This window comes from Candidatus Protofrankia datiscae (genome assembly GCF_000177615.2).
In the GTDB taxonomy this organism is placed as follows: Bacteria; Actinomycetota; Actinomycetes; order Frankiales; family Frankiaceae; genus Protofrankia; species Protofrankia coriariae.
In genome coordinates, this window is sequence record NC_015656.1 from 257308 (window position 1) to 280518 (window position 23211).

Here is a 23211-nt window from a genome sequence, read left to right on the forward strand (position 1 = left end):
AATCCTCAGACAAGTTTTTCGACTAGTGGCGACGGGCGGGCGACGAGTACCCGTTCGAGTTCGCGTGGAAAGGAGCCGTGGCCGCGGACTCCGTAGTGCAGCAGGACGCGGTTGTCCCAGATGGCGACATCCCCCGCCGGCCAGCTCAGAACGACCGAGCCGAAGTTGCGACAGAAGCCGACGTACCGCTGGCTGTCGAGGGACTGGCCACGGAAGAGCAGCAGCTTGTGGACGTCGAGCAGCTCGGTCAGAGCGGCCAGCTCACCCCGGGACAGCGGTACGCGCAGGTCCAGGTTGTGGATCTCCGCTCCTGCCGGCGGGCCGAGTTTCGTCACGGCGGTGGGGTCGAACGTCATCTGGTCAGTTCGGACGGGCCGGGTGGGCGGTGCTCAGGGATGGCCTGGGACGCCCGTGCCGAGGCGTCTAGCCGGGGGCGGGACGGTGCCGCGCCGTCCCGGGGAGCGGGGTGTGGATGGAGGGGATGTGTGCGCACGTCGTCCTTCGTGGTGAGGGTGTACGGCGCGAGCGGCAGCGCTCGCATGCACGCCAGGTGACCGATCTCTGGGTGTGAGCGAGGGCGCGCGACGTTGCACTTAGATCTGCTAATACGGATTTATCAGGAATTATATACCGCAAATATAGATCATTTTTCCTTCTTCTTCCGTATCTACGGAAACGATCTATTTCGCGAAAGGATCTATTTGACTACTTTCCGAAGTTTTCTGCCTCGTCCGTCCCCGCTCCTCTGCCGGCGCGCTCCGTGGCTGGGATGGACGACGCCCGCCCGCGTGGGCGGATCTTTCCGCGGGACGGCGCCCGGCCTGCGGGCTAGTCGAGGAGCTCGGCGCCCACGCGCGGCAGATCACCTGATGGCGGAGAGAAACCAGGCCATGCCATACCTGGAGGTCATGCCATACCTGGAGATCGACGGCCTGGTTCGTCGGAAACTGCCGCGTCCCGGGCAGGATGGAACGGTGGCTGGAGGTCCTGAGCTGATCGGTGGGGTGGAGCACCGCGTTATCCGGATCGTCGACTACGACCCGGCATGGCCTGGGCGGTTCCAGGCGGAACGAGGCCGGATAGAAGCGGCCATCGGCTCGCGGGCCCGGCGCATCGCGCACATCGGCTCCACATCCGTCCCGGGTCTCGCCGCCAAGCCGATCGTGGATATCCAGGTCAGCGTGCCGGATCTGGAGGACGAGCCACACTATGTGACGCCGCTTGAAGAGGCCGGGTACAGGCTGCGGGTCCGGGACGCGGAGCATCGCATGGTCCGCACCCCGGATCTCACGGTCCATGTCCATATCTGCCCGGTGGGCAGCCCGTGGGAGCGTCGACACCTGCTCTTCCGTGACTGGCTACGGCACGACACGGCCGACCGCGCCGCCTACCAGGCCCTCAAGCAGGAACTCGCCGCCCGCGACTGGCCGGACATGAACGCCTACGCCGATGCCAAGCCGCCGCTCATCGCCGACATCATGAGCAGGGCGCGGACATGGGCCGCCACGGCGGGATGGTCGCTGCCGGCCCGCTGACCACGACGGCTGGCACCAGTCCTTCCTGGGTCAGCTGCCCTTCACCGGCCGGTCGCGGTCTGGTCCGAGGCCGTCGGCCTGTCGGCCTGTCCGGTGGACGGGTGGACAGGCCGACAGGCGGAGCCGTGGACGGGGAGCCGTGGACGGTACGAGGCCGCGGTCACGGTGACGGCCCTTGTCAGACGGTGAGGGAGCCCAGCAGCGTGTCGATCTGACCCACGGCCGCGGAGATGCCCTCGACCATGCCCATGGACACCAACTGTTCCATCGCCGCAAGCGTGGGGAAGACGCTCTCGATCGTCATCACGGTGGCGGCCTCGCCGTCCGCGGTGAGCTGTACGCGGACGGCCGTGACGGGCATGTCGGGGTTGGGGCGGCCGGAGTCGTCGGCGAAGCCGTCGGTGAACTCCAGCCGGTGCGGGGCGTCGACGGACAGGACGCGCCACCAGCCGTGGTATTTCTCGCCCTCCGGTCCGGTCATGAAGTAGGTGACCGTACCGCCGGGTGCCAGGTCATGGTCGACGACGGTAGCGGGGTAGGTCGACGGGCCCCACCAGTGCTCGAGCTGACGGGGGTCCTGCCAGACCTGCCACACCCGCGGCGGCGGCGCGTCGAACCGCGCGGTGAGCGTCAGCGTGAGGGCTTCAGGGTTCTTCTGGATGTCGATCACTGGCATGTGCGTGCTCCCCACTGTTTTCGCTGTTTCCGGGGCCGGGGCCGGGGCCGGGGCCGGGGCCGGGGCCGGGGCCGGGGCCGGGGCCGGGGCCGGGGCCGGGGCCGGGGCCGGCGAGGATCGCGTCGATCCGGTCGATACGCCCCCGCCATACGTCCGCCAGTTGGTCCAGCAGCCGACGGGCCTCGCGCAGGGCGTCCGCGTTGCCTCGTACCCGCTGCTCCCGGCCCTGTCGCTGCTTGGTGACCAGCCCGGCGCGTTCCAGCACCGCCACGTGTTTCTGGACGGCCGCGAAACTCATCGGGAACCGCCGGGCGAGCTGAGAGACCGACTGCTCACCGGTCAGGGTGAGGGTCACGATCTCACGCCGCGTCGCGTCAGCCAGGGCATGGAAGAGGCGATTGGCGCGTTCGGCGGACTCCTGATGTACAACCATCGGGTTGTACGTTAGCCGTTGCCGCCGGGCTGGGCAAGGCGTCGGACGGGACGATGTGTCGGCCAGGCCGCGGCCGGCGACGCGTCCGTCCCCGGCCGTGCGGACGCATGATCACGATTGTGGCGGTCGGGCGTCCGCGGCCGGGGCGACCTGGTGGGATCGGTGGGATCGGCCTGGCGGTGACCGCGGCCGGTGGACGTCAGCCGGGCAGGTTCGTCGGGACGTCTTTCGCGGGAGTCGGGGCCGGGACGCCAGCGGTCGTCACCGGCGCGTCCCAGTCGATGTGATGCTGGTGCATCCAGGCGAGTGACTCGGCGCCGCTGCCGGCGGCGTGCCTGAGCACCAGCGGCAGCACGAGGCCGCGGGCCAGCCGGCCGACCGGCCCGACCGAGCGCAGCCGGCTGGACTTCCGGCCCTCGGCGACGACCCGCTCCGCCCGGGGTCGGCGCAGCGCTTCGAACCGGGCGAACGCCCGTGGCACCGGCAGGTCGCGCAGGCACTGTCCGAGTATGACCGCGTCCTCGATCGCCATCGACGCACCCTGGCCGGACGAGGGTGAGGTGGCGTGCGCGGCGTCGCCGATCAGTATGGTCCGGTCGTCGTGCCAGACCGGGACGGTGGGCAGGTCGTACGTTGTCCAGCCGGTCAGCGGCCCGGGGGTGGCGGCGATCAGATCCATGATGGGGGACCGGTCGAGCCCGTAGAGCTGGCGCAGCGAGTCCCGCCACTGCGCGTCGCTGATCCGCCCCAGTTCGCCGTCGGCCGGTTCGTCCCGCCGCGGCGGGTTGGCGAACCACCACGTCTGCCCGGTGGGGGTGACGAGGCGGCCGGAGAACGCCCGCCTGCCGAACGTCATCGTCAGCACGCCGGGGCGGTCACCTGGCGGTGTGACGTTGGCGTAGCCGCCGACATTCAGTATCGGGACGTAGCGTGCCCGCGGGCCGGACGGGTTCAGCGACTCCCGCACCCGGGAGTGGATGCCGTCGCAGCCGACGAGCAGGTCGCCCGTGGCCGTGCCGCCGTCGGCGAAGGTGGCGACGACCCCGTCGGCGCCGCTGGCCACGCCCGCCAGGCGCCGGCCGTGCTGGATCTCGATGCCCCTGCGGGATGTCTCGTCCCGCAGGGCGCGGTGCAGGTCGGAGCGCTTTATCGACACCCCCGTGGTCCCGCCCGGCAGCGGCCGGCCGGTCGGGATCTCGCCGAGCACCCGGCCGGTGCTGGTCCGGAAGGCGATCGACGGTGTCGGGACGGCAAGCTCGCGGACGGTACGGTCGGCGCCGATCGCCCGCAGCGCGTCCAGGCCGTTGGTCTGCAGGCCGATCCACGAACCGACCTCCGCGGTCGGGGCCGGGTACGCCTCGTGCACGATGACGTCGATCCCGGCTCGCTGCAGGGCCATCGCGGCGACCGGGCCGGCGATCCCGGCACCGATGATCATCGCTGTGGGCATGATTGCCTTGCTCCCCCCGGAACTGTTCATCGCTGGTGAGATCTTCGGTACTCACAGCGTTCAACACTACGAGTGTAGAGGCTAGGGGTGTCTGCCTGACAGCGGTGAGTGACGAAAACGTTGGCGGACGTTGGTGGACGTGCGCGAACGACGGATGCCCGTGCGGCCGATGCTGGCGGACATCTGCGGATGCACTGCCGGTGCCTCTCAATCCGCGGGTTCGGGGGTCAGACCCCTGGCGGCGCAGGGCGCGCTCGGCGTCTACCGTCCCAGCGCTGTCACTGACGGTGTGCGGGCCGGTCCGCGAGCCGAAATGACGCCTGCCCGCAGTGGTTGGGCTCCCGGCGTGGGCAGCGGCACCGGCCGGCCAGGGACTCGCCCAGATCCGCCTCGTGCCGGTGGTCGAGACCGGCCAGCAGCCCGGCACACGGGATCGAGGACCTGCCCACTCCGGAGGACCCCACGAGCACCACCGGACGATGAGCGCTCCAGCTCCCGGTGGTCCCGTTTGGTGCCGGATACTCTCGGGGCGTCCTCTTGGCGCCGGACCGGGCGGAGCTATGGCACAAACAGTGATGGTGTCCCCGCGACGGACCGGGGCGTATCCGACAATCCAGGACGCCTTGGAGATCGCGACGGACGGCGCTGTGATCTCCATCGAACCCGGCGTCTACTCCGAAGCCCTTCGGCTGCGGGGGCGGCGGCTGACCCTGACGGCGGCGGCCGACCCGGGATCGGTGACGATCGACGCGACGGCCGCGGATGGCTCCGCGGTGGCCTGCGACAGCGCGGAGGTGACGCTGCGCGGGCTGGTTCTGGCGGCCGGCGACTATCCGGCGGTGGCCGCGGCCGGCGGCCGACTCCAGATCGACGCATGTCAGGTCAGCGCCGGGTACGCGGCCGGGGTCAGCGTGAGCGACGGTGCCCACGTCCAAGCCTCTGACGTCAAGGTCGTTCAGGGGCAGTACGGCATCGTCATCGAGGACGCCGGCGGCATCCTGGACAAGTGCGAGGTGCGCAACATCGCGGACGACGGGATCATCGTGCGCCTCGGCGCGGACCCGACCATCCGCAACTGCACGATCGAGGGCTGCGGCTTCCGTGGGGTCTACGTGTACCAGGCGGCGCGGCCGACGATCGAGCGGTGTGACATCTCCGGGACCGGGGACGTGGGCATCTCGGTCGCGCACCAGAGTTCACCGACCATCACCAACAGCTGGGTGCACGACACCCACGGTGTCGGCATCATGTTCGGCCGCGGGTGCGGCGGCATCGTTGAAGGCACCCGGGTCGAGGACACGGCCGTGCCCGGCATCCACGTGGATGAGGGCGCCACACCGGTCATCCGTGAGGCCGACGACACCGCGCACAGACCCAAGGTCGGCGTCAGCGCCATCGAGGGGGCGACCGGCCAGGACGCGGAGAAGGTCGACAAGCTGCTCGCCGAACTGGACTCGATGATCGGACTGGGTGGAGTCAAGGCCGAGGTGCGGGCACTGATCGACGAAATCCAGGTCAACGAGTGGCGGCGTGACGCCGGCCTGGCCGTCGGCGCGGTCAGCAACCACCTCGTCTTCACCGGCGCCCCGGGCACCGGCAAGACCACGGTCGCCCGGCTCTACGGCCAGCTGCTCAAGGCACTGGGGGTGCTGCCCAACGGCAAGTTCAAGGAGGTTGCCCGGCGGGACCTGGTCGGCCAGTACATCGGTCACACCGCCGAGAAGACCACGTCGGTTTTTGAGGAGGCCATGGGCGGCGTCCTCTTCATCGACGAGGCATACACCCTGTCCCGCTCCAGCGGCGCCAGCGCCGACTTCGGTCAGGAGGCCATCGACACGCTCGTCAAGCTCATGGAGGACCACCGTGACCAGGCGGCCGTAATCGTGGCTGGCTACACCGCCGAAATGGCGGACTTCCTGGACGCCAACGCCGGTCTCGCCTCCCGGTTCGCCAAGACACTGGAGTTCGAGAACTACTCGCCGCAGGAACTGGTGCTCATCGCCGACCGCATCGCACGGAACGACGACTACATGCTCGCATCAGGCGTCGACGACGCTCTCTTCGAGTGGTTCAGCCAGATTGAACGCGACCAGAACTTCGGCAACGCGCGCGAGGCGCGCAAACTGCTGGAGGGCATGCGCAAGGCGCAGTCCGGCCGGTTGCGGGCACTGGGCCGGGTGCCCGGCCGCGACGACCTCCGTACGCTCGTGCTCGACGACCTGCTCGCCGCGACGCGATGAGCCCGATCGGAGGTTGCGCAGGATGAAGGTCAGCCCGAAGGCCGACTACCCGGTCAAGGTGGTCCACGAGCCGCGGGAGCACGAACCGCCTGTCGCGGACCTCTACGAAGGCGTCTTCGCCATGCTCCTCAACTACGTTGTGAACGTCACTTTCGTGCCGGACGTCAGCGCCGCCGCACCACCGTGGGATGACCATCTGTTGCCGGCCGATTTCGATGAGATCGCCTCCGGGGTGCAGGCGAGACTCGTCAGCGCCATTCTCGGGTCGTACGTCGTGACCCCCAACGAGACACGCGCCGACGGCGAGGAGCGTTTCGAGTGGGGGCAGAACAGTGAGTTCGGCTCGACCAGCGGCGTGGTGTTCTACGTCACGCCCAGCGACTTCGCGCGGTACGCCGTCGACCTCGTCCGGCTCTCCGAGATGAACGAAGACGACTTCTACGCCAGGAAGACCGTGTCCACCCTGCGCGGATACGACGTCGTCGGCTTCGTCGAACGGCGGGTGCTGGCGTCACCGTGGCTGCTGCCGCGGGACGCCGTCATGCTCGGCCTGGCGTCCGGGGCCGGCTAGCGACTCAGGGATCCGGGCCGCCGGCAGGATCCGGGCCGCCGGCGGCACGAAGAACATGATCGTGCTTCCGCTGGCCCTCCAGCCGGCCCCGGACGCGGGTGGCCCGCCGGGGCTAGCCGCCCCGGCCGAGGGCCGAGGGCGGCTCCGCGCGGTACGACCTGTCCTCGGGTTTCTTGGTCACCACGCTGCCGCCCGGAGTGTCCACGCTGAACGCTTCATCGTCGGTGACGATCCGCTGATCCTTGTCCGCATGCGCGTCCTGGCCCTGTGCCGGGGCCGTACCGACGGGCCTGGCCCGACGCGCGGTCAGCTCCGGCGCGACCGCGGACCCCGGGCGGGATCTGACCGGCGGCGTAGTGGCGGTGCGGCCGCGCAGCCTGGTCTCCTCCAGCCCGGACACGGCCGCGCCGGTGGGTGGCGACACAGGCGCGTCGAGGACAGGCGCGGACGCGTCCGCTCGCGCATCCTGCGCACCGGCCCACTCGGAGCCCGGCGCGGGTCTGCCGGGCTGACCCGGTAGCCCCGGCCGCGCGGGCGCGGCTCGTCCCGGCCTGTTCGGCCTGGTCGGCGCGGGAGGCGGCGCGTGCGTCGGACTGCTGCCCGGGCTGCTCAACACCGGCGGCGCCGCACCGGCGGGCCGCGGCGGAGCCGGGGTAGCGGGCCGGGCCCGCGCCGTCGGGTGCGGTTCCCCGCGGCTGCCTGGTCGGCGCTGCCCGGCAGGGCGCTGATTGTTCAGTACCGGCGGGGCCGTGCCCGCCGGTGTACCGCTGAACGGTTCCTCGAGGGGGCCCTTGACGCCCGGCCCCTGCGGTTCCCGCCTCGAGGCACCTGGCGGCTGCTTCTCCCGCTGCCCCCGGCCCCCTGTCGGCGGCGGCGCGGCTGCCGGGGAACGCAGCGCACCCGGCGTCGCCCCAGCGGTCGGCGCCCCGGAGCCCCTGGCCTGGATCAGGCCGCTGTTCAGGCCGTTGGCGTTGATCCTGGCGTCCGTGCTCAGCCTGGTGAGGCAGGGCCGCGTTCGCCGCGTTCGGTGCTGCCCTCGCCGCCGCGGGCGCGGCAGCGGCGGCGGGCAGCCCTGGTGACGCCCGGTTGGCCGCCGGCGGGGGCGCGACCAGAGCTGCCGGCAGCGCCACCGGACCGAACACCGGGTTGACCGCCGGCGGAGGTGCGACATCCGGTTGCGAGTTGAGCTGGCCGGTCGGCACGGGAACCTGCCCCGGGGCTACCGGCGGGGTCACGTCGGCCGGCTGGAACGGTGGGGCGCCCGGCGTCGGGAGCGGCGGGTTGGACAGCGCGTTCGGCGGGGTGATGGTGGGTGCGGCACCCGGCCCGCCCGCCGGCCCGCCGAGCGAGGACGGGCCGGCGCCGATCGTGGGGAACGGCGGGTGGCCCACCGTGTTCAACACGGCGTTCATCGGCCTGAACAGCGCCCCGTGCCCGCCGCCCAGCGTCGAGAACGTCTCGCCGTACTGGTTGCCGACGTTGAAGGCGAGTTCCTGGGCCAGCTTGTTGAACTCCTGCTGCTTCTTCCGGACGGCTTCCTGCTCCGATTTCTGGACGCCCGCCTCGCCGTCGTAAAATCCCAGCGACGCCCCGGTCAGGAAGCCCTGCCCGAATCTCGTCCAACCATCCGCGTTCGAGGCGTCCTCGATCTCGGACTGGTACCGGTTCCAGAGGTTCTCCATGTCCGCGCGCGACCGCTGGGCGATGTCCACCAGCGCGCGCAGACCGTTGACGTTGTCCAGTGCGGCGTCCATCCAGTCCTGGAGGTACGCGAGTGCCTCGCCGGGGTCCTTCTCCATGAAGGCGTCCCGGGCCCGCGCGGACCGCCAGGCCTGCTCGTAGAGGATGTTGCTCTGGTCGAGCAGCTGCTGCCTGATGCTGGACAGCAGGTTGTACGCGTTCTGCCACTGGTCGGCCAGCGCCGAGATGTCCTCCGGGTGCTGGTTCATGATCCGGCGGCGGATGACCTCGATCGGCTCCCCGTCGCTGCCGTCGCCGCTCGCCGCCGGGGTGAACTCGACGGTGCTGTAGCCGGGCTCCTCATACCACATCCCGCTGCCGTTCGGGCCGCCGCCGTGGTAGACGGGGAGGTTCCTCCAGTCACCCTCCGCCATGCCAGGTCCTCCGCGTCCCGTCCTACCCGAGTGCCCAGGGCGCGATCGGGTAATTATGGGTCTTGATGTCGTCCATGGCGTCCCGGGCCGGACTGTCCAGCGAACCGGACGTCTCGCCCTCGGTCTCCTCGCCGATCTCGACCACCCGCTTGTTGTTGCCGCTCGTCGTGGTGATGGTCTGCGTACCGTCGCTGTTGGTCTCGGTCGTTGTCGTGCCGGTCACCTTGTCGTCGGGGCCACGGGTCTGCGTGCTCCGCTTCGTGACTTCGTCGCCGCTGTACGTGGTCTCCTCGGTGCGTGAACCGGTCCTGTGGTTGTTGCCGTCGTAGGACGTCGTCGTGGTAACCACGGTGTCGCCGATGACGTCGGTGCGTGACGCCTGACTGCTGCTACTGATCACGTTGCCGTCGGCGTCCCTGAGCGTGGTGGTCGTCGTGCCGGAAGACCCGGAAGACCCGGAAGGCGAGGTGTCCGTCCGCGTCATGCCGTCCTGGTTGACGTACGTCTTGACCGTGGTGAGCCCGGCACTGACAGTGCTCTGGAGCGTCCAGTGGTCGAGCTGGCCCGAGGCGGCGCCGTTCCCCTTCGCCACGTTCTCGTCGAACGCCTGCTGCCAGGTCCTCACCGGGAAGCCCGGGGGCAGCCCCGGTGGCTTGCCCTCGCCGGTGTCACCGTAGGCGAACTCGACCGCGTCGAGCGTGGCCGCCGACCATCCGTCGGTCCCCTGGAACGCGTCGGCGACGGTCTGGGCGGCCATGCCGATGTTGTTGAGCCCCTGCGACAGGAACGCGAAGTACTGCCGGAACTCGGAGTAGTGGAAGCCCATCATCTGGGCGACGTACATCGCCTCGCCCAGGGCGCCGCCATCCCAGGCCTGGGTCGGCAGGGAGCCGAGCAGGTCCAGGTAGCCGGTGCTCCCGTCGAGGTTGTCCTTGACGGTCGCCATGTTCCTGGCGAAGTCGACCATCCCGTCGATGTCGACGTCGACGGGCTTGTGGCCGTCGAGCCAGGCCGCGCCCGTGTTGTGGTCGGTCTGCTCCTGATACGGGTTAGCGGGCGGTTTGTACGGTGGTGCCACGACCCCTCCCCGTCTGCTCCGGCGGGCTCACGTCCGAGTCTGCCCAGGTCCAGTCACGAGAGTAGCCGGACGGCTCCACAATTCGGTGACAACGCCATAATTTGTCACCAAATGTCGTCTACTGTGTATCGAGAGCAAACGTAGCGATCCGTTCATGGTAGGCGTGACATGAGTTGATCAGGGCAACTGCGGACGCTACCCGCAGCTCGGCCGGACATGGTGCAACTCGGATATCGGGCAGACCTCCGCTCGAGGGGCGGAGCAGAGGACGGGGTGAGACCACCTTGACAGGCATAGGCACGGTCCACGCGACCCAGCAGCAGCTGAACACGATGGTGCAGAAATGTCTGGAGACGCGTGAAAGCATCGCGACCGGCATGGCGCAGCTCCTCGACCGGATCCAGGGGTTGAGCGGTGCGGGCATGGCCGGCACGGCCAACTCCGCGCTGCAGGGGTCGTCGATCCAGCTCAACGACGGCCTGACCAAGATCCTGAATGCGCTGGACGAGCTCGCCGGCAAGATAGGCGACGCCTCGACGCGATACGGCGTCAACGACGAGGACGCCGCCCAGGAGATCCGAGCCGCCGCGGCCGCTACCGGGAACAGCACCGTCATCAGCGTGCTGCGCGGCTGACGACGACGAGACCTTCGAGAGGCGGGAATCCGATGAGCGGAGCGAGTTACGGCGCCGACGGCACCATTACCTACAACTTCGGGCAGATCGCGGACGTCGCGGCCGCGATCGGTACCTATACGGGCGCGCTGGAGGGCTCCCTGGAGGACCTCTACACCCAGTTCACGCAGCTCTTCGCCGCCGACTGGCAGGGCGAGGCCGGGCAGGCGTGCGATCTGGCGCGGCAGAAGTGGAACCAGGGCGCGAGCGAGATCAAGGCCGCGCTCACCCAGGTCGGGATCAAGCTGGGCGCCTCCGGCGAGCGCATGCAGTCGGTCGACAGGGCGATCGCGGCCGGCATCTAGTAGACTGTCGCCGCTAATGTGTGGGGTATAGGTGGCGGAGTTTGGTGCGGGCGTCATCGGTGGTGAAGTGCCAGTTGACTTGGCGCTGGTTGGCGTTGACGGCTGTCTGCCAGGCGTCGAGTTCGGTGTTCAGGACGTCGAGGGTGTCGATGCGGCGGTCGAGGCATTGGCGGGTCAGGGCGGCGAGTTCGATTTCGGCGATGTTGAGCCAGGAGCCGTGTTTGGGGGTGTGGTGGATCTCGAGTCGTTGCGCGAGTGCGAACGCGACGGCCGGGTCGAAGGCCTCGTAGAGCGAGGAGATGTCGTGGGTGTTGAGGTTGTCCATGACCAGCACGACCCGTTCGGCGTCGGGGTAGTCGAGGGTGAGCAGGCGCCTGACGTGGTGTGCCCAGTCGATCCTGGTGCGCCGTGGGGTGGCCTGGACGCGGCGCCAGCCGGCGAGTGGCTCGACCCAGCAGAAGATCGAGCAGGTTCCGTGGCGCACGTACTCGGAGTCCTCGCGCCGGTCACGCCCTGGCGTGGCGGGGATCGGGTCGCGGGCGTGGGCCAACAGCTGGTAGGGCTTCTCGTCCATGCACACCACGGGCACGCCCGGGTTGTGGGGCCGGGCGTAGACCGCCAGAACGTCTTCCATCCGCGCGGCGAACTGCGCGTTCGCCCTCGGTGGGATGGTCCAGCACTTCCTCAGATGAGGACGCAACCTCGTTTTTTTAAGACCCGGCCGATGGTGGAATGGTCCAGGTCCGGGATGTCGGCGACCAGCGCGACGTGCTTTTCCAACAGCCGCAGCGACCAGCGTGCATAACCAGCCGGTGGCTGCGAGCATGCCAGCGCGATCAGTCTGGCCTCAACCTCGCCGGTCACCGGGGAAGGCACCGGGGGAAGCTCCCGTGCCTTCCGACCGATCGTGGCCCCCACATCCCCACCGGTCTCGGTGAACCGCTTCGCGACCAGCCGCAGCGTCTCACCCGAGACCCCGACCCGGACCACGAGTTCTTCTTGGGAGGCAACCGGGCCGACCGAGGTGTCCAACGCGAGCAGGACCCGCGCCCGCCGGATCATCGACGCCGGATGAACCCCCGTCGAGGTCACCCGAACCAACTCGTCACGATCAGCCTCGGTCAAGGTGACCGGCCACTTCTTCTGCGAACCCACGACACAGTCCTGACCGGCAGAGGGACGGGGAGACCTGCCAGACCCAACCCTCTCACCCAGACACAAGACACACCAGAACTAAGCAGCGACAGTCTACTAGGTCAGGCAGCCAAGCCAGGGTTGCCCGGCGGGCGGTTCGACCTCCGCCGGGCAACGGCCGTTCGCCGCAGCCGCCGTTTGCTGCGGCGAACGGACCGGACGACAGGAGGAGGGTCGTCGTGGACCTGTCGAGGTTCGAGGGGGAGCGGCCCGACTGGACCGCGCTCGGGGAGATGTTCAGCGACCTCAAGCGCACCTGGTCCGAGCTCCCCAACCTGCAGCGGCGCATGCTCGAGGTCACCGGGCAGGCGTGGTCCGACGACCGGATGATCAAGGCCGTGGTCGGGGCGCGTGGGCACCTGATCGAGCTTGAGATCGACCCGCGTGTCTACCGCAGGCCCGACTCGAAGGCGCTGGCTGCCACCATCGTGGCGACCGTGCGGTCCGCGACGGAGGACGCGAAACGGCAGACCAAGGAGATCGTCGACGGGAGTCTGCCCAGTGACATGCGCCTGAGCAGCATCGGTGGCATGGACATCGACGAGCTGGCGTACGGCCACGACGGCGACCTGCCACGGAAGAGGACGGACGAAGAACGTGGGCGGTGACAACCCCCTCGACATCACGAGCAGCATCCCGGACATCCTCGACGTCGCCGACGGCCTGCGGACCGAGGGCGAGAACCTGACGAACTCGGTGAACAGCGCGCTCGCCGCGATCAACAACCTGGACGTCCCGGCGATGTTCCCGCCGGACCACTTCACCAACGAGTTCCTGCGGACCTACCACAAGCAGGTCGACGCGGGTGGGGACGGGGCCATGCCGGCCAACACGGCGGTGAAGCACCAGGCCGGGCAGTTCGGTGCGGGGCTGACAGCCATCGCCGACTTCGTCACGGACGCGATGCTGAACTACCAGCGTGCCGACGAGCAGGGCGCCACGGAGATCAAAGAGGCGGGCGGTTATGGCGCGACCAGCCTCTGACGGGTACTGACGAGCCGGTCCGGGTCACCCGTCGGCGGGTCACAGCGGGGGAGGACGACGGTTGTCCGGCAGTTCGGACTGGATCCTCGAGTTCATGACATGGCTCGCGGACGAGGTCGAGCCGTACCTGCCCGGCACCGGTACGTTGGTCGGCAACATCCTCTACGGGGAGGTTCCCGAGGCCGACGAGGGCAAGCTCTACGAGCTGGCGAAGGCGTACGGTGCGGCGGCCGAGTTGCTGGCCAACTCCCACCAGGAGCTGGGGAAAGCCGCCGACGGCATCCTCGAGAACTGGCGCGGCGGCGGCGCCGCGGAGAAGTTCCCCGAACGCTGGTACCAGTATCTGGAGAGCCTGAGAAGCACCGCCGAGAGCATGGGCGCCCTGCAGGAGGGCGTCAACGGCTTCGCCCTCCAGGTCGAACTCATGAAGTTCATGGTGGGGATCAACCTGATGATCCTCGCCATCAGCCTCGTCATGATCATAATTGCTCTGATCCCTTCGTTCGGCGCCTCGGCGGGCGGTGTCCCGGCAGCCGTCGGCGCCGCCCAGGCCGGTATCCAGGCGGCCCGCGCCGCCATCATGAAGGCCATCAGCAGCATCTCCATCCGCGCGATGCTCGACGCGCTGCCCGCGTTCCTCGTCCGGGCGTTGCCCTCGGCGGTCGACGAAGGCACGCTCGCCCTCGCCCGGGAAACGGCCCCGATCGCGGCCCGCTCGGCGCTGCCGGACGTCCTGCGTACGGCGTTCCCCGCGCTGGGGCGGGAGGCGCTCAACCTCCTCCGCGACCTGCCGGCCAACCTGCTGCGGGGGATCCTGCCCAGGAACGTCATCGCCCGCGGCGTCGCCGACCGGATGGCCGCCGAGGCGCTGCGGGACATGGTCGGACGAAGCCTGCTCCGCTCACTCGAGCGGGAGGTCGGCGCCAAGGCGCTCACCCGACAGGGGCGGGCGCTCATCCAGCAGCAACTGGCCCGCGAGCTCGAAGAGCAGCTGGCCAGGAACTTCGGCGCCAGGGTCGCGGCGCGCTCAGCCGAGTCGCACGTGGCTCGCCTGGCCGCGGGAGAGCTGGCCCAGCAGGTCACGAGGGCCACCCTCGGCCGCGAGGCCGCGGGCATGGCCGCGAACGTCTCGTTCCGCGACGAGCTCGCCCGGTATCTCGGCACCCGGATGGCCATGGGCGCCGGCATCATGGGCGGCGGGAACCTCCTCGGTCAGTTCCTCCAGGTCGCCGACGGTCACCGGGCTCCCGGCGCGGTCGACTTCGGTGAGGCGGGCCTGTCCGCGGTATCGGGTGCGGCGTTCGGCGCGGGCATGTGGGGCAGCCCGCTGGGTCACATCCTCGGCGGCGGGGTCGCCGGCGGGACCCTGGCGCTGGGCACGCAGACCTACGACCACTTCGTCAAAGGAGAGGCGTTCAGCTGGAGTGACGTGGCGGCGGGCGCAGGTCACGGCGCTGCCGCGGGGGCGCTCTTCGGCACGTTGAACCACGTTCAGACGTCCGTGCGGCCGCTGCCGTTGAAGATCGGGCAGGAGGTCGTGGCCGTCCCCGGCGAGCACGGCCGTATCGGCATGCTGGCGCACGACGCGGGGGCACACACCGCGGTCGGTGTCGACGTCGCCGGCCGGGACACGTTCGGCGCGCGGTTCGGCGGGGAGGGCTTCAAACCGACGGAGATCGTCCGGATGGACGCGGAGGGCAATGTCATCGGGCGTCTCCCCGGTGACGTCTCCACCCCGAGGCCGGACGCCACGCGGGGAGAGCCGGCGTTCACCGACCCGTTCACCGGTCCCCACGGGCCGCGGCAGCCGGCCGCCGAGCTGCCGTCGCTCGACGCGCCCGTCCGCGAGCTTCCGCCCGGCACGAACCCGGACGGCCGACCGTCGCCGTCCGGCACCGGTTCGCGTGATGCCGGTTCGCGTGACGCCGGTCCGCGCGACGCCGGTCCGCGCGACGCCGGTCCGCGCGACGGCGGTTTGCGCGACGGCGGTTTGCGTGACGGAGGTTCGCGCGACGGCGCCCTGCGCGGTGGCGGCCCGCACGGTGGAGCCGGCCCGCGTGCTGGTCTCCCGCGTGACGGCGGCCCGCAGGACGGCTTTCCGCAGGACGGCTTTCCGCAGGACGGCTTCCCGCGTGGCGGCGGCCCGGATGGCGCGGGGGACGGCACGCCACCCCACGGCCGGCCTCCGGTCGATACGCACCCCGCGTACCCTGACACGTCCCCCCGCCACGTCGAGCTCGCCGGCTTCGACCACACCCCGGAGGTACGCCCCGACAACAGCCCTCCTGCGCGCTCCGACGTCGCCTCACCGGCGCCCACCGAGCACAGCCCGCCGGGTGGGACGCCCGAGCGGCCGGGGGAGCGGCCTCCGGCGCCCGGGGAGCGGACCGTTCCGCCGGAACGTCCGATCCGCTCGGATCATCCACCGGCCGGACCACCCGACCGGCCCACGGCCGCGGCCTACGACGGGCCCGCCGGCCCTCGCTCTGCGCACCCATATCCGCACCCGGAGGTCACGTCCGGCCATGCCGGGGCGTCCCGCCACGTCGAGCCCGCGCACTCCGGCCATGCGGACCATGCGCCGCTGGCGGACGCGATGACCGGCGCGTCGATCAGGCCCCGCGACGAGGTGGCGGCCTGGGAGTGGGCGGACAGCGCCTACGACCGGTTCCGGGCGGGTGACGCCGACATCGCGGACATCGCCGGCAGCCTGGCGGCGGTGGAGCGCCCGGGCGGCAGGATCGGGTTCACGCCCGAGGAGATCGGTCAGATCAAGCGCCATCTCATGGTCGACGAACATCTTGTCAGCGACTATGAGGGTGGTTTCATACGCCAGCGGTTCGACGCGGACCCCGACATAGCCGAGGCGTGGATTCGGTTGCGTGAGGGCCGTCATCTCAGTGAAGATCTCGGTCTTCTCGAGCATGAGCTCGCCGAGTCCGACTATCTGCGGGGGTATCCTGACGCGACGTATCCGCAGGCGCATGGATACGCCAATAGTGTTTACAACTGGCAGGATGTACGGCCGGGCCGTACTGGCGAGAATCTTGACACCTTATGGGGACGGGGGATTGCCGATGGCGATTCTGGTGGGTTTCGAGAAGGTCCGGGAAGACAGACGGGAGGTCGAGTACATCTTCGGGTACCCGAGGATGGACCGCCGTCTGATCATCGACAAGGAGTCGGAGCAGGGGAGTCCGCAGGACGGGAACAGGGACGGGGATTTCGCGGCGGTGTTCGTCAAGATCTTGCGGGCCCATCGCGGTGGGGCGGTCTGGCCGGCGAAGGGTTCGTACGCGGCGTAGAGGGTCTGCCGCGGGGTGCGGGGCGCATCCCGGACGGGGTGGTTCCGGTATCGCCCCCGGATGCGGCGCTCCCATCCGGGGGCGGCCCTGCCGTACCGTCTCAGCTGCCGCGGGATCCGGCCGGGCTGGTGCCGTTGGAGGAGCCTATCGGCGCGGATGTGCCGGTTGTGGGCGTGGACCAGGTCGGTTTCAGTGATGTGGTGCCGGCGCAGCCGGCCGAATCGCAGGCGCTGACCCCTGAATGGGTGCGGGACATCCTCGCCGCCCCGAAGACGCCCGAGCAGGTTGTGCGGTGGGTGCGGGAGCACCTCACCGGGCCGGGCGAAGACGGCACGATGGTGCCGAAGTCGGCGGCGGAGATCGACGAGACCGTCGCCCGTCTCCAGGCCGAGGCGGCCCAAGCCGTGGCCGCGCGCTCGGTGCCCGCTCCGGACGCCCCACCGGCTGTCGAGAAGACGTCGGGCCTGACGCCGATCGACCATATGTCGCAGGAGCTCGCACCGAGCGTCAACTTTCCGCCCGAACTTATCCGTACCGGTGCCGACCTGCCCAGCCAGGTGCACGAGCTGGTGGGCCGAGCCAAGGCGAACCTGCTCGACAAGTACCCCGAGCAGGTCGTCGCCGAGCGTATCCACGACCTCGACGTGATCGCGGGCCTGGCCGACCGGGTGCAGAGCTTGGCCGACCGGGCGCGGGCAAGTGGCGACCTGCGCGCTCTTGTGCAGGGGATACGTGATCTGAGTGTCAGGGTCGGGGAGTACGCCGACACCTACCGTAACTGGCGTGATTTCGACCGGGGTGGTGAGTTCGCTGATCCCGGATGGCGGGATCTTGACGGTGTCGACCCGCTCAACTCGGTTGAGATGGCGAACCGGGTCGTGAGCGTCGACCCCGCCACATACCGGTTTCACGTAATCGATCAAGCCATTGTGGTTGCGAAGATCGGCGACATTCTGGGTCCCGAATTCGAGGCGCACGCGGCGTGGACCTTCGAACGCACAATCCCGATGGATATGGACTCCGTGCGGGCCCTGCTTCCAGACGGTACGGCTACTTTCCGCATCGAACGTCAGGTTACTGTAGAACGTCCGCGTGGGTTCTACGACCCGGAGGTGGGTGTCACATTCGTTAATCCCCAGGCTGGCGATGGTCCCCGGTCGCTTGGCGCTCTCGCGGCCACTGTTGTACACGAGGGCATGCACGCACTGCAGCCAAGCAGGGCGCTGCTGGGAGGCGCCATCGAAACGAGCCTTCCGCGTGGCATGGCGGCCCGAGTGCACAATCAGCTCACGTTTGAGCGGGAGTACCAGGGCTTCGCTGTCCAGCAGGAGTTCCTCCGCGGCCTAGCCGGCCACCGTTCGCTCGACCCCACCGATGATCCGCGGATCCCAAACTCCGATGGGTACCGCGAATTGGCCGCCATGACTCCCGAGCAGCTCCGGAACATGGTGCTGGACAGATACATCCCGCAACGGTTAGACAATGAATTCGGCGGCATCCTCGTCTGGTACCCGGCGCTCATCCCGGAGAGCATCGTCCAGCAAGCTCGTTCGGCCATCATAGACGCAACGCATCCTATACCCACCGAGCGTCAGTACGGCAGCCTCCACGGACCGATCATGCGGCACGTTGTCGATACGTATGGCCTGGACCTTGACGGAGTACGGCAACGCCAGAGTGAGCTCTTGTTCCCAGCCCTACGTGATGCACCGCCACCAGCCCCGCCGACTCCCTATATGTTGTTGGCTTCTGACGTGCTGCCGGTCCCCGAAGTACTCTCGGCCGGAGAGTTTGGTCACGACGGCGGACCTCGCGTAGACGAGGAGCGGGCAGGCCCGGATTTCTCGGCATGGCAAGCAGCCGGACGGGATGGCGCACAAGGGCTACACGACGCAGTCTTGGAGCAAGCTACCGAAAGCCGTACCCCGACCGGGCTGGTCGACAACGATGCGGTGTCCCGACTTGCTGACCAACTGCCTAGACTTGAGGCCGAAGGCGGCGACGTCGTTCCGGCCCTCACCGAGATGGCTGGTGAGGCGCTGGGATTCGGTGACGCTTCGCTACAACGAGTTGGCGGCGAAGGTGCGAAGGGGCACTCCGGCGCGCCGGTCTTCCTCATACGAGATCCGTCGGGTGCGGTCGTAGCCGTGGTTAAGGTGTTCCCGAGGATGGAGGAGTTCGTACGTGAGCTGTCGTCAATCGAACGTCTCAGGTCGGACGAGTTTACGCGCCTGCGGGTTCCTGAGGTCCGGGGTGTGGCGGTTATCCTGCACGGTGACGCACCGGCTGGCGTCCTCCTGTCCTCCGTCGCATCCGGACGCGCAATCGACGACATTATGGCAGCTGTCCACGAAGCGTCCCCCGAGAACAGGCTGCGGGCGATGGAGGAGCTGAAGACCGCCGTCAGTGACACCGCCGCGGCCCTCGCGGAGTTGCATACGAGGCCTGTGAGTTCGGGCAGGCCGGTCGCCCAAGACTACTTAGATTTCCATACCGGTCTCGCTCGCCGGCTCACCAGCCAAGTGAGTGCCCGAGCCGACCTGGTCGAGCAGCACGGCTTGGACGTGCACGAACTCAGTCGACGCCTCGATGAGGCGATCGACGCAGCCCGGCGCTATCCCGGCAAATCAGCATTGGTTCATGGAGATGCCCACCCCGGCAACTTTTTCTGGGATCGGGCTCGCGGCGTCACGTTCATTGACACACCGACATTCCACTACTCGATGAATCACCATGGCGAACCCATAGCCTCCCCTGAACGCGACGTATCAAACTTCGAGCAGCGCCTCGCATACTACAGCCGCCAGTTTTCCTTCAGTCCAGCCGAAACGAAGATGTTGCTGGAACACTTTCGCGTATCATATCGGGAGGCGGGTGGGTCGACCCTGCACGACGGAACCATGAGAATGTTCGGAGCGCGCAGCGTCCTGAACAAACTCCTTCAAATTGTCGAGAGTCTGACCTCTTTCAATCATCCCGACTCCATTGCTACTGAACACGGTACGATAGAGATGAAACGGAAGTTCGAAAGGGAGCTCGAAGCGGAGATCGATCTCTTGAAGAAGTCATTGGGCTGGGAGGAATGACGGGTACCAGACGATCGTTTGACAATGACCCGAGCCGAACGGCGGCTCGGGTACTCGGGTCGGTCGCACTGCCCGCAGTTGGCGGTGGAGCATTGGCGATGACTCGGGATGGCAGCTGTGTCGTCACGTTTGCCCAGTCTCTGGTGTTGGTGGGCGGGGACAGGAAGATTCTCTGGGAAGTAGCCGGGGAAGGAGTCTCGTATGAACAGCCAACGATGCTTCCTGACGGTGGTCTGGCACGGATCGAGGGCGGATCGGTCGTAGTCAGGAGCGGCAGGTCCGGGGCGGTGTCGCGCTTGTTCCCGGTATCGCGAGTTTCCGAGCTCACGGCTATGCCACGGGGTGACCTTCTTTTCTATCAGGTGCTCGCCGACCATTCGGCGGAGCTGCGATGCACGACTGTCCAGGGGGAGCCGCGCTGGTCGTTCCACCTGAGTAAACGGGGGGGTACGGCACCGTTCGTTTTCGGCGACGTCATCCTCGTCGTCGAGCAGGGATTCGTCCACGGCCTCGGCCATGATGGGGTTCGTCTGTGGTCGTTTGACCACAGGGCCTTTGTCCTGTCCGGTTGCGACCTTCCGCCGCCGGACGGCCCACCGGTTTCAGGCGGGATCCTGGGTCGGAGACCGACGGTGGTGGGCGATACGACGCTGTTCGTTACCATGGAGTGGTACGCGGGGAGCGGATTCTTCCTCGTGGACACAGCTGGCCACCAGATTAGGCGATTCGAGAGCTCGGTTCCGCTTGGATCGCCGCTCACGGTGCTGGCCGACTCCGATAACGGTGTCCGTGTGGCCATGCTTGGACCTAGGATCGAAATCCGCCCGATGGAGTGGAACTGGCAGGTTATCATGCTGGATCTGGGCGGCACGCCGCTGTGGCGTCACCAGCTTCATGCGCCTCCGCTGTGCCTGGTCCCAGGACCCGGTGGGACGCTTCTGGTCATCGCATCACCATCGAGGAAACAATGGGACGATTACCATAAGTGGCACGATCTGTCCGATCAGACTTTCGTCCGCTGCCTGGAGCCGGACGGCTCAGCCCGCTGGACCTGGTATGCCCCTGGGCCGATCTCACACCTGCCCGTCGTGAGCCCGGACGGGATAGTGTATGTAGGAAGCGAACGCCGACTCTGGACACTTACCGTGGCCTCGGACAGTCGGTAGTGAACTTCATGTCGGAGCCGATCGGGGAGTGCCGGTCTACGCGCGGCGCCGGGAGGATCAGGAACGGACACGGAAGCTGTTCGCCGGATTGGATCGGCTGACAACGTGGCGAGCACGACGCTGGACCAGCGGTGGTGCCGACGGCCAGAACGTGAGCGGCATTTCGTCGGTGGGCGACGCTTAGGTCGTGCCGGTTGGCTGGGGAAGGGGTCGGTGTGGAGGCGGATCGGGTTGTTGCCGCGATCGAGCGCTATGTGTTCCAGTCGGGCGAGGAGATCGAATCTCGGCGAGACTGGCCTGATGCCGTCGTCTTTCACGCTGGGCGCCACTACTACTCGGCGCGGCTGGCGGATTGGCTGATCGGTTGGGAATCATGGGTCGAGTACGCGGTGCAGGTGGTCGTAAGTCGCACTTTCGCTGACAACGACGCCTACACGTACGGCTTGCTCTTCGCTCACGGTGGCGAGGTGTTGTTCCTTAATGATGTGGCGACGATACGGGAATTGGGTCGCCGGCTGGATGTGGATCTTGATCCGCTGGCTTATGCCGAGTTGTTGAGTGAGCTCTACTCGGTCAAGCTAATCGACGAGCCGGTGGTGTTGCCGAATGCGGCTACGACGCTGCACCGGGCGGGTGAGTTAGTGCGGGATGTGAACGCGTTCGCGGCTGACTATCCGTGGGTGGATGCCGCGCTGGTGGCTGCACCGGCTGCCCGTCGGGAGGATGGCGCGGTGGTGCTGGAGTTCTTCTCCTGCCACTACTACATAACCGGGTTGCGGGCGCTGGATGTCCTGCGATGGCGGGTGAGCGGAGGTGGTGGACGTCCGGCGTCGTGGGAGCGCGAGTACGTCGCGGAGCGGCTCGAGCACATCTGATCGGAGCGACAACTCGCACACCACCTGGGCGCGGCAGGCATCCGCCGCACCATCTTCGCGAACGAGATCGGATGGTAACTGGTCAGGTAGTTTTTGATCTTGAGTTACGTGTAGCTGGTTGCGGGCATCCAGGGACGGCCCTCGGCGAGTTGGACGAGGGCGTCGAACAGGGGGATGCCGTGTTTGGTGGCGGTGGACAGGTAGCTTCGGATCGCGCAGAACTGGCGGGCGCCGGTGAGGGTGCGGAGGCAGCCGGATACCTTCTGCCGTAGTTTGATCATACGGATGTCGCGTTCGGAGCCGTTGTTGTCCGCCGGTATCCGCGTGTTACGGGTGAAACGCAGGTAGTCGGTTTCGCGGTCGACGAGCCGGCAGGCCAGGGCGTGGCGGGCGGCCATGAGCGTCGTGCTCCGGGGGGAGGTCTGGCTGATCCCGATGTGGGCGGCGTGGCGGAGCAGCCGAGTCTGGGTGGCCAGGTCCTGCTTGTCGACCGGGGTGCCGGTCGCGGCGGCGTCGCCTGCCAGCCGGTGTAGGGCGACGAGAGCGTCGGCGGCCTGGGCGGCCCAGCACCAGGTCCCGGCCGGAGCGGTGTCGACCACAGCCTGGAGTTCGCGTAGCACGTGGGCGAGGCAGAGCTGGTGGGTGGCGGCGGTATAGCTGTCGTAGGGTGCCCAGGCGTCGTGGACGATCACCCCGTCGAAGCCGGGTAGCACCCCGAGCGCGTCGATGCCTGCGGTCCCCCGGTGGGGGTGGCAGTCGATCAGCGTGTACTTGTCGGTGCGGGCGCAGTGCACCCAGTGCAGTTTCCCGGCGACCCGCAGCCCCGTCTCATCGGCCCCGATCACGTCGGCGGCGGCCAGCAGACCCCGGACGGTGTCACGGAAGCCGTCCAGTCCGGCGGCGGCGCGGGCGGTCATCGCGCCGACGGTGCCCGCCGACAGGGGTATCCCGACCAGTTCGGCCAACGCGGTCGCGGTCCGGTCCTTCGACAGGAACTGGCCGGAATAGAGGTAGACCGCCGCAGCGGTGACCCGCGGCCCGTACTGGACCGGGGCGTCCACCCCCGCCGGCGCCGCCGCCCTTGTCCGTGCCCCGCAGCCGCACTCCCGCTCGACCAGCTCGTGTTCGACCACGTGCGGGCGTAGCTCGGGCAGGTCGAACACCTGCCGGCGTTCGCTCCGGGTCACCGGCCGGCCCGCAAGCGACGTCCCGCACCCCGCACACGGCCCGGCTCGTGCCGCAGGCGCACGTCAGGCTCGGCGACCATCCGTAGCGTCGATCCCGGATGCCCGTCCTGCCCACCGGGCCGCCGGCCGGTCTTCGTCCGCAGCGACTTCGGCGGTGGTTTCGCCAGCCCGTCCGAGCTCGGCGGCTTCGCCGAGCTCCGCGACGTCTTCTGAAGCTGCGTCTCCAGCTCGGCGATCCGCTCCAGCGCCCGCGCGAGATCCGCCTGCAAGCTCACCACCAGCGCCGCGAGCTCGTCATACGACGGCACCGGCGGCGACGAGGGCGGATCATCGGACAC

The 23211-nt window shown here is 68.5% G+C and carries 22 protein-coding genes; 10 read left to right on the forward strand and 12 right to left on the reverse strand.

The window, feature by feature from the left end:
• Positions 1 to 5: 5 nt before the first annotated feature.
• Positions 6 to 356 (reverse strand): TauD/TfdA dioxygenase family protein, encoded by a 351-nt coding sequence (locus FSYMDG_RS01040; protein WP_013871772.1) that lies wholly within the window; start codon positions 354 to 356, stop codon positions 6 to 8.
• A 513-nt stretch (positions 357 to 869) separates the two neighbouring features.
• Between FSYMDG_RS01040 and FSYMDG_RS01045 the strand changes: the two genes are divergently transcribed.
• On the forward strand, positions 870 to 1535 hold the full coding sequence (locus tag FSYMDG_RS01045) for a GrpB family protein (protein WP_237702932.1): 666 nt from the start codon (positions 870 to 872) through the stop codon (positions 1533 to 1535).
• Positions 1536 to 1713: 178 nt separating this feature from the next.
• Here FSYMDG_RS01045 and FSYMDG_RS01050 read toward each other — a convergent pair whose 3' ends face one another.
• From FSYMDG_RS01050 to FSYMDG_RS26675, 4 genes are all read right to left on the reverse strand, one after another.
• On the reverse strand, positions 1714 to 2211 hold the full coding sequence (locus FSYMDG_RS01050) for an SRPBCC family protein (protein WP_013871774.1): 498 nt from the start codon (positions 2209 to 2211) through the stop codon (positions 1714 to 1716).
• Entirely contained in the window at positions 2180 to 2644 is a 465-nt protein-coding gene (locus tag FSYMDG_RS01055) for an ArsR/SmtB family transcription factor (RefSeq protein ID WP_013871775.1), read from the reverse strand. Before FSYMDG_RS01055 ends, FSYMDG_RS01050 begins: the two co-directional genes overlap by 32 nt.
• A gap of 199 nt (positions 2645 to 2843) precedes the next feature.
• On the reverse strand, positions 2844 to 4124 hold the full coding sequence (locus tag FSYMDG_RS01060; protein WP_202797654.1) for an FAD-dependent oxidoreductase: 1281 nt from the start codon (positions 4122 to 4124) through the stop codon (positions 2844 to 2846).
• Between the two features lie 248 nt (positions 4125 to 4372).
• Entirely contained in the window at positions 4373 to 4558 is a 186-nt protein-coding gene (locus FSYMDG_RS26675; RefSeq protein ID WP_131772006.1) for a hypothetical protein, read from the reverse strand.
• 96 nt (positions 4559 to 4654) lie between these two features.
• Here FSYMDG_RS26675 and FSYMDG_RS01065 point away from each other — a divergent pair, with 96 nt between their 5' ends.
• Complete coding sequence (locus FSYMDG_RS01065; protein WP_013871777.1) at positions 4655 to 6334, forward strand: right-handed parallel beta-helix repeat-containing protein; 1680 nt, start codon at positions 4655 to 4657, stop codon at positions 6332 to 6334.
• A gap of 22 nt (positions 6335 to 6356) precedes the next feature.
• Positions 6357 to 6905: a hypothetical protein gene (locus FSYMDG_RS01070; protein ID WP_013871778.1), complete on the forward strand. Its 549-nt coding sequence runs from the start codon at positions 6357 to 6359 to the stop codon at positions 6903 to 6905.
• Between the two features lie 215 nt (positions 6906 to 7120).
• On the opposite strand, the gene FSYMDG_RS01075 is transcribed toward FSYMDG_RS01070, so the two are convergent.
• Positions 7121 to 9019, reverse strand: a complete 1899-nt coding sequence (locus FSYMDG_RS01075) for a hypothetical protein (RefSeq protein WP_013871780.1) — start codon at positions 9017 to 9019, stop codon at positions 7121 to 7123.
• Positions 9020 to 9041: 22 nt separating this feature from the next.
• Positions 9042 to 10097 carry a hypothetical protein gene (locus tag FSYMDG_RS01080; RefSeq protein ID WP_013871781.1) on the reverse strand — a complete coding sequence of 352 codons (1056 nt, stop codon included), beginning with the start codon at positions 10095 to 10097 and terminating at the stop codon, positions 9042 to 9044.
• Between the two features lie 284 nt (positions 10098 to 10381).
• On the opposite strand from FSYMDG_RS01080, the gene FSYMDG_RS01085 reads away from it, so the two are divergent.
• Positions 10382 to 10732 carry a WXG100 family type VII secretion target gene (locus tag FSYMDG_RS01085; RefSeq protein WP_013871782.1) on the forward strand — a complete coding sequence of 117 codons (351 nt, stop codon included), beginning with the start codon at positions 10382 to 10384 and terminating at the stop codon, positions 10730 to 10732.
• 32 nt (positions 10733 to 10764) lie between these two features.
• Entirely contained in the window at positions 10765 to 11076 is a 312-nt protein-coding gene (locus FSYMDG_RS01090; protein WP_013871783.1) for a WXG100 family type VII secretion target, read from the forward strand.
• A 13-nt stretch (positions 11077 to 11089) separates the two neighbouring features.
• Here FSYMDG_RS01090 and FSYMDG_RS27730 read toward each other — a convergent pair whose 3' ends face one another.
• Together FSYMDG_RS27730 and FSYMDG_RS27735 are read right to left on the reverse strand one after the other, a co-directional pair.
• Positions 11090 to 11776: an IS630 family transposase gene (locus FSYMDG_RS27730; protein ID WP_237702726.1), complete on the reverse strand. Its 687-nt coding sequence runs from the start codon at positions 11774 to 11776 to the stop codon at positions 11090 to 11092.
• Positions 11761 to 12231, reverse strand: coding sequence for a helix-turn-helix domain-containing protein (locus tag FSYMDG_RS27735; protein WP_043602714.1), 471 nt, complete (start codon positions 12229 to 12231; stop codon positions 11761 to 11763). The genes FSYMDG_RS27730 and FSYMDG_RS27735 overlap by 16 nt, the downstream gene beginning before the upstream one ends.
• Before the next feature lie 218 nt (positions 12232 to 12449).
• Here FSYMDG_RS27735 and FSYMDG_RS01105 point away from each other — a divergent pair, with 218 nt between their 5' ends.
• A complete protein-coding gene (locus FSYMDG_RS01105) occupies positions 12450 to 12878 on the forward strand; it encodes a YbaB/EbfC family nucleoid-associated protein (RefSeq protein ID WP_013871785.1) in 429 nt (142 codons plus the stop codon).
• Positions 12868 to 13254, forward strand: coding sequence for a hypothetical protein (locus FSYMDG_RS01110; protein WP_013871786.1), 387 nt, complete (start codon positions 12868 to 12870; stop codon positions 13252 to 13254). The genes FSYMDG_RS01105 and FSYMDG_RS01110 overlap by 11 nt, the downstream gene beginning before the upstream one ends.
• Before the next feature lie 198 nt (positions 13255 to 13452).
• Here the strand turns inward: FSYMDG_RS01110 and FSYMDG_RS26680 are convergent, their stop codons facing one another.
• On the reverse strand, positions 13453 to 13860 hold the full coding sequence (locus FSYMDG_RS26680; RefSeq protein WP_165440833.1) for a hypothetical protein: 408 nt from the start codon (positions 13858 to 13860) through the stop codon (positions 13453 to 13455).
• Positions 13861 to 13867: 7 nt separating this feature from the next.
• On the opposite strand from FSYMDG_RS26680, the gene FSYMDG_RS22445 reads away from it, so the two are divergent.
• The 3 genes from FSYMDG_RS22445 (at position 13868) to FSYMDG_RS01125 (ending at position 21686) form a co-directional block, all read left to right on the forward strand.
• Positions 13868 to 19645 carry a phosphotransferase gene (locus FSYMDG_RS22445; RefSeq protein WP_165440834.1) on the forward strand — a complete coding sequence of 1926 codons (5778 nt, stop codon included), beginning with the start codon at positions 13868 to 13870 and terminating at the stop codon, positions 19643 to 19645.
• Between the two features lie 332 nt (positions 19646 to 19977).
• Positions 19978 to 20811, forward strand: a complete 834-nt coding sequence (locus FSYMDG_RS01120; protein WP_131772008.1) for a hypothetical protein — start codon at positions 19978 to 19980, stop codon at positions 20809 to 20811.
• A gap of 215 nt (positions 20812 to 21026) precedes the next feature.
• A complete protein-coding gene (locus FSYMDG_RS01125) occupies positions 21027 to 21686 on the forward strand; it encodes a hypothetical protein (protein ID WP_013871789.1) in 660 nt (219 codons plus the stop codon).
• A gap of 104 nt (positions 21687 to 21790) precedes the next feature.
• On the opposite strand, the gene tnpC is transcribed toward FSYMDG_RS01125, so the two are convergent.
• Both tnpC and FSYMDG_RS27740 read right to left on the reverse strand, forming a co-directional pair.
• Entirely contained in the window at positions 21791 to 22873 is a 1083-nt protein-coding gene (gene tnpC, locus FSYMDG_RS01130) for an IS66 family transposase (RefSeq protein ID WP_013871790.1), read from the reverse strand.
• Positions 22870 to 23211: a DUF6444 domain-containing protein gene (locus FSYMDG_RS27740; protein ID WP_013871791.1), complete on the reverse strand. Its 342-nt coding sequence runs from the start codon at positions 23209 to 23211 to the stop codon at positions 22870 to 22872. Before FSYMDG_RS27740 ends, tnpC begins: the two co-directional genes overlap by 4 nt.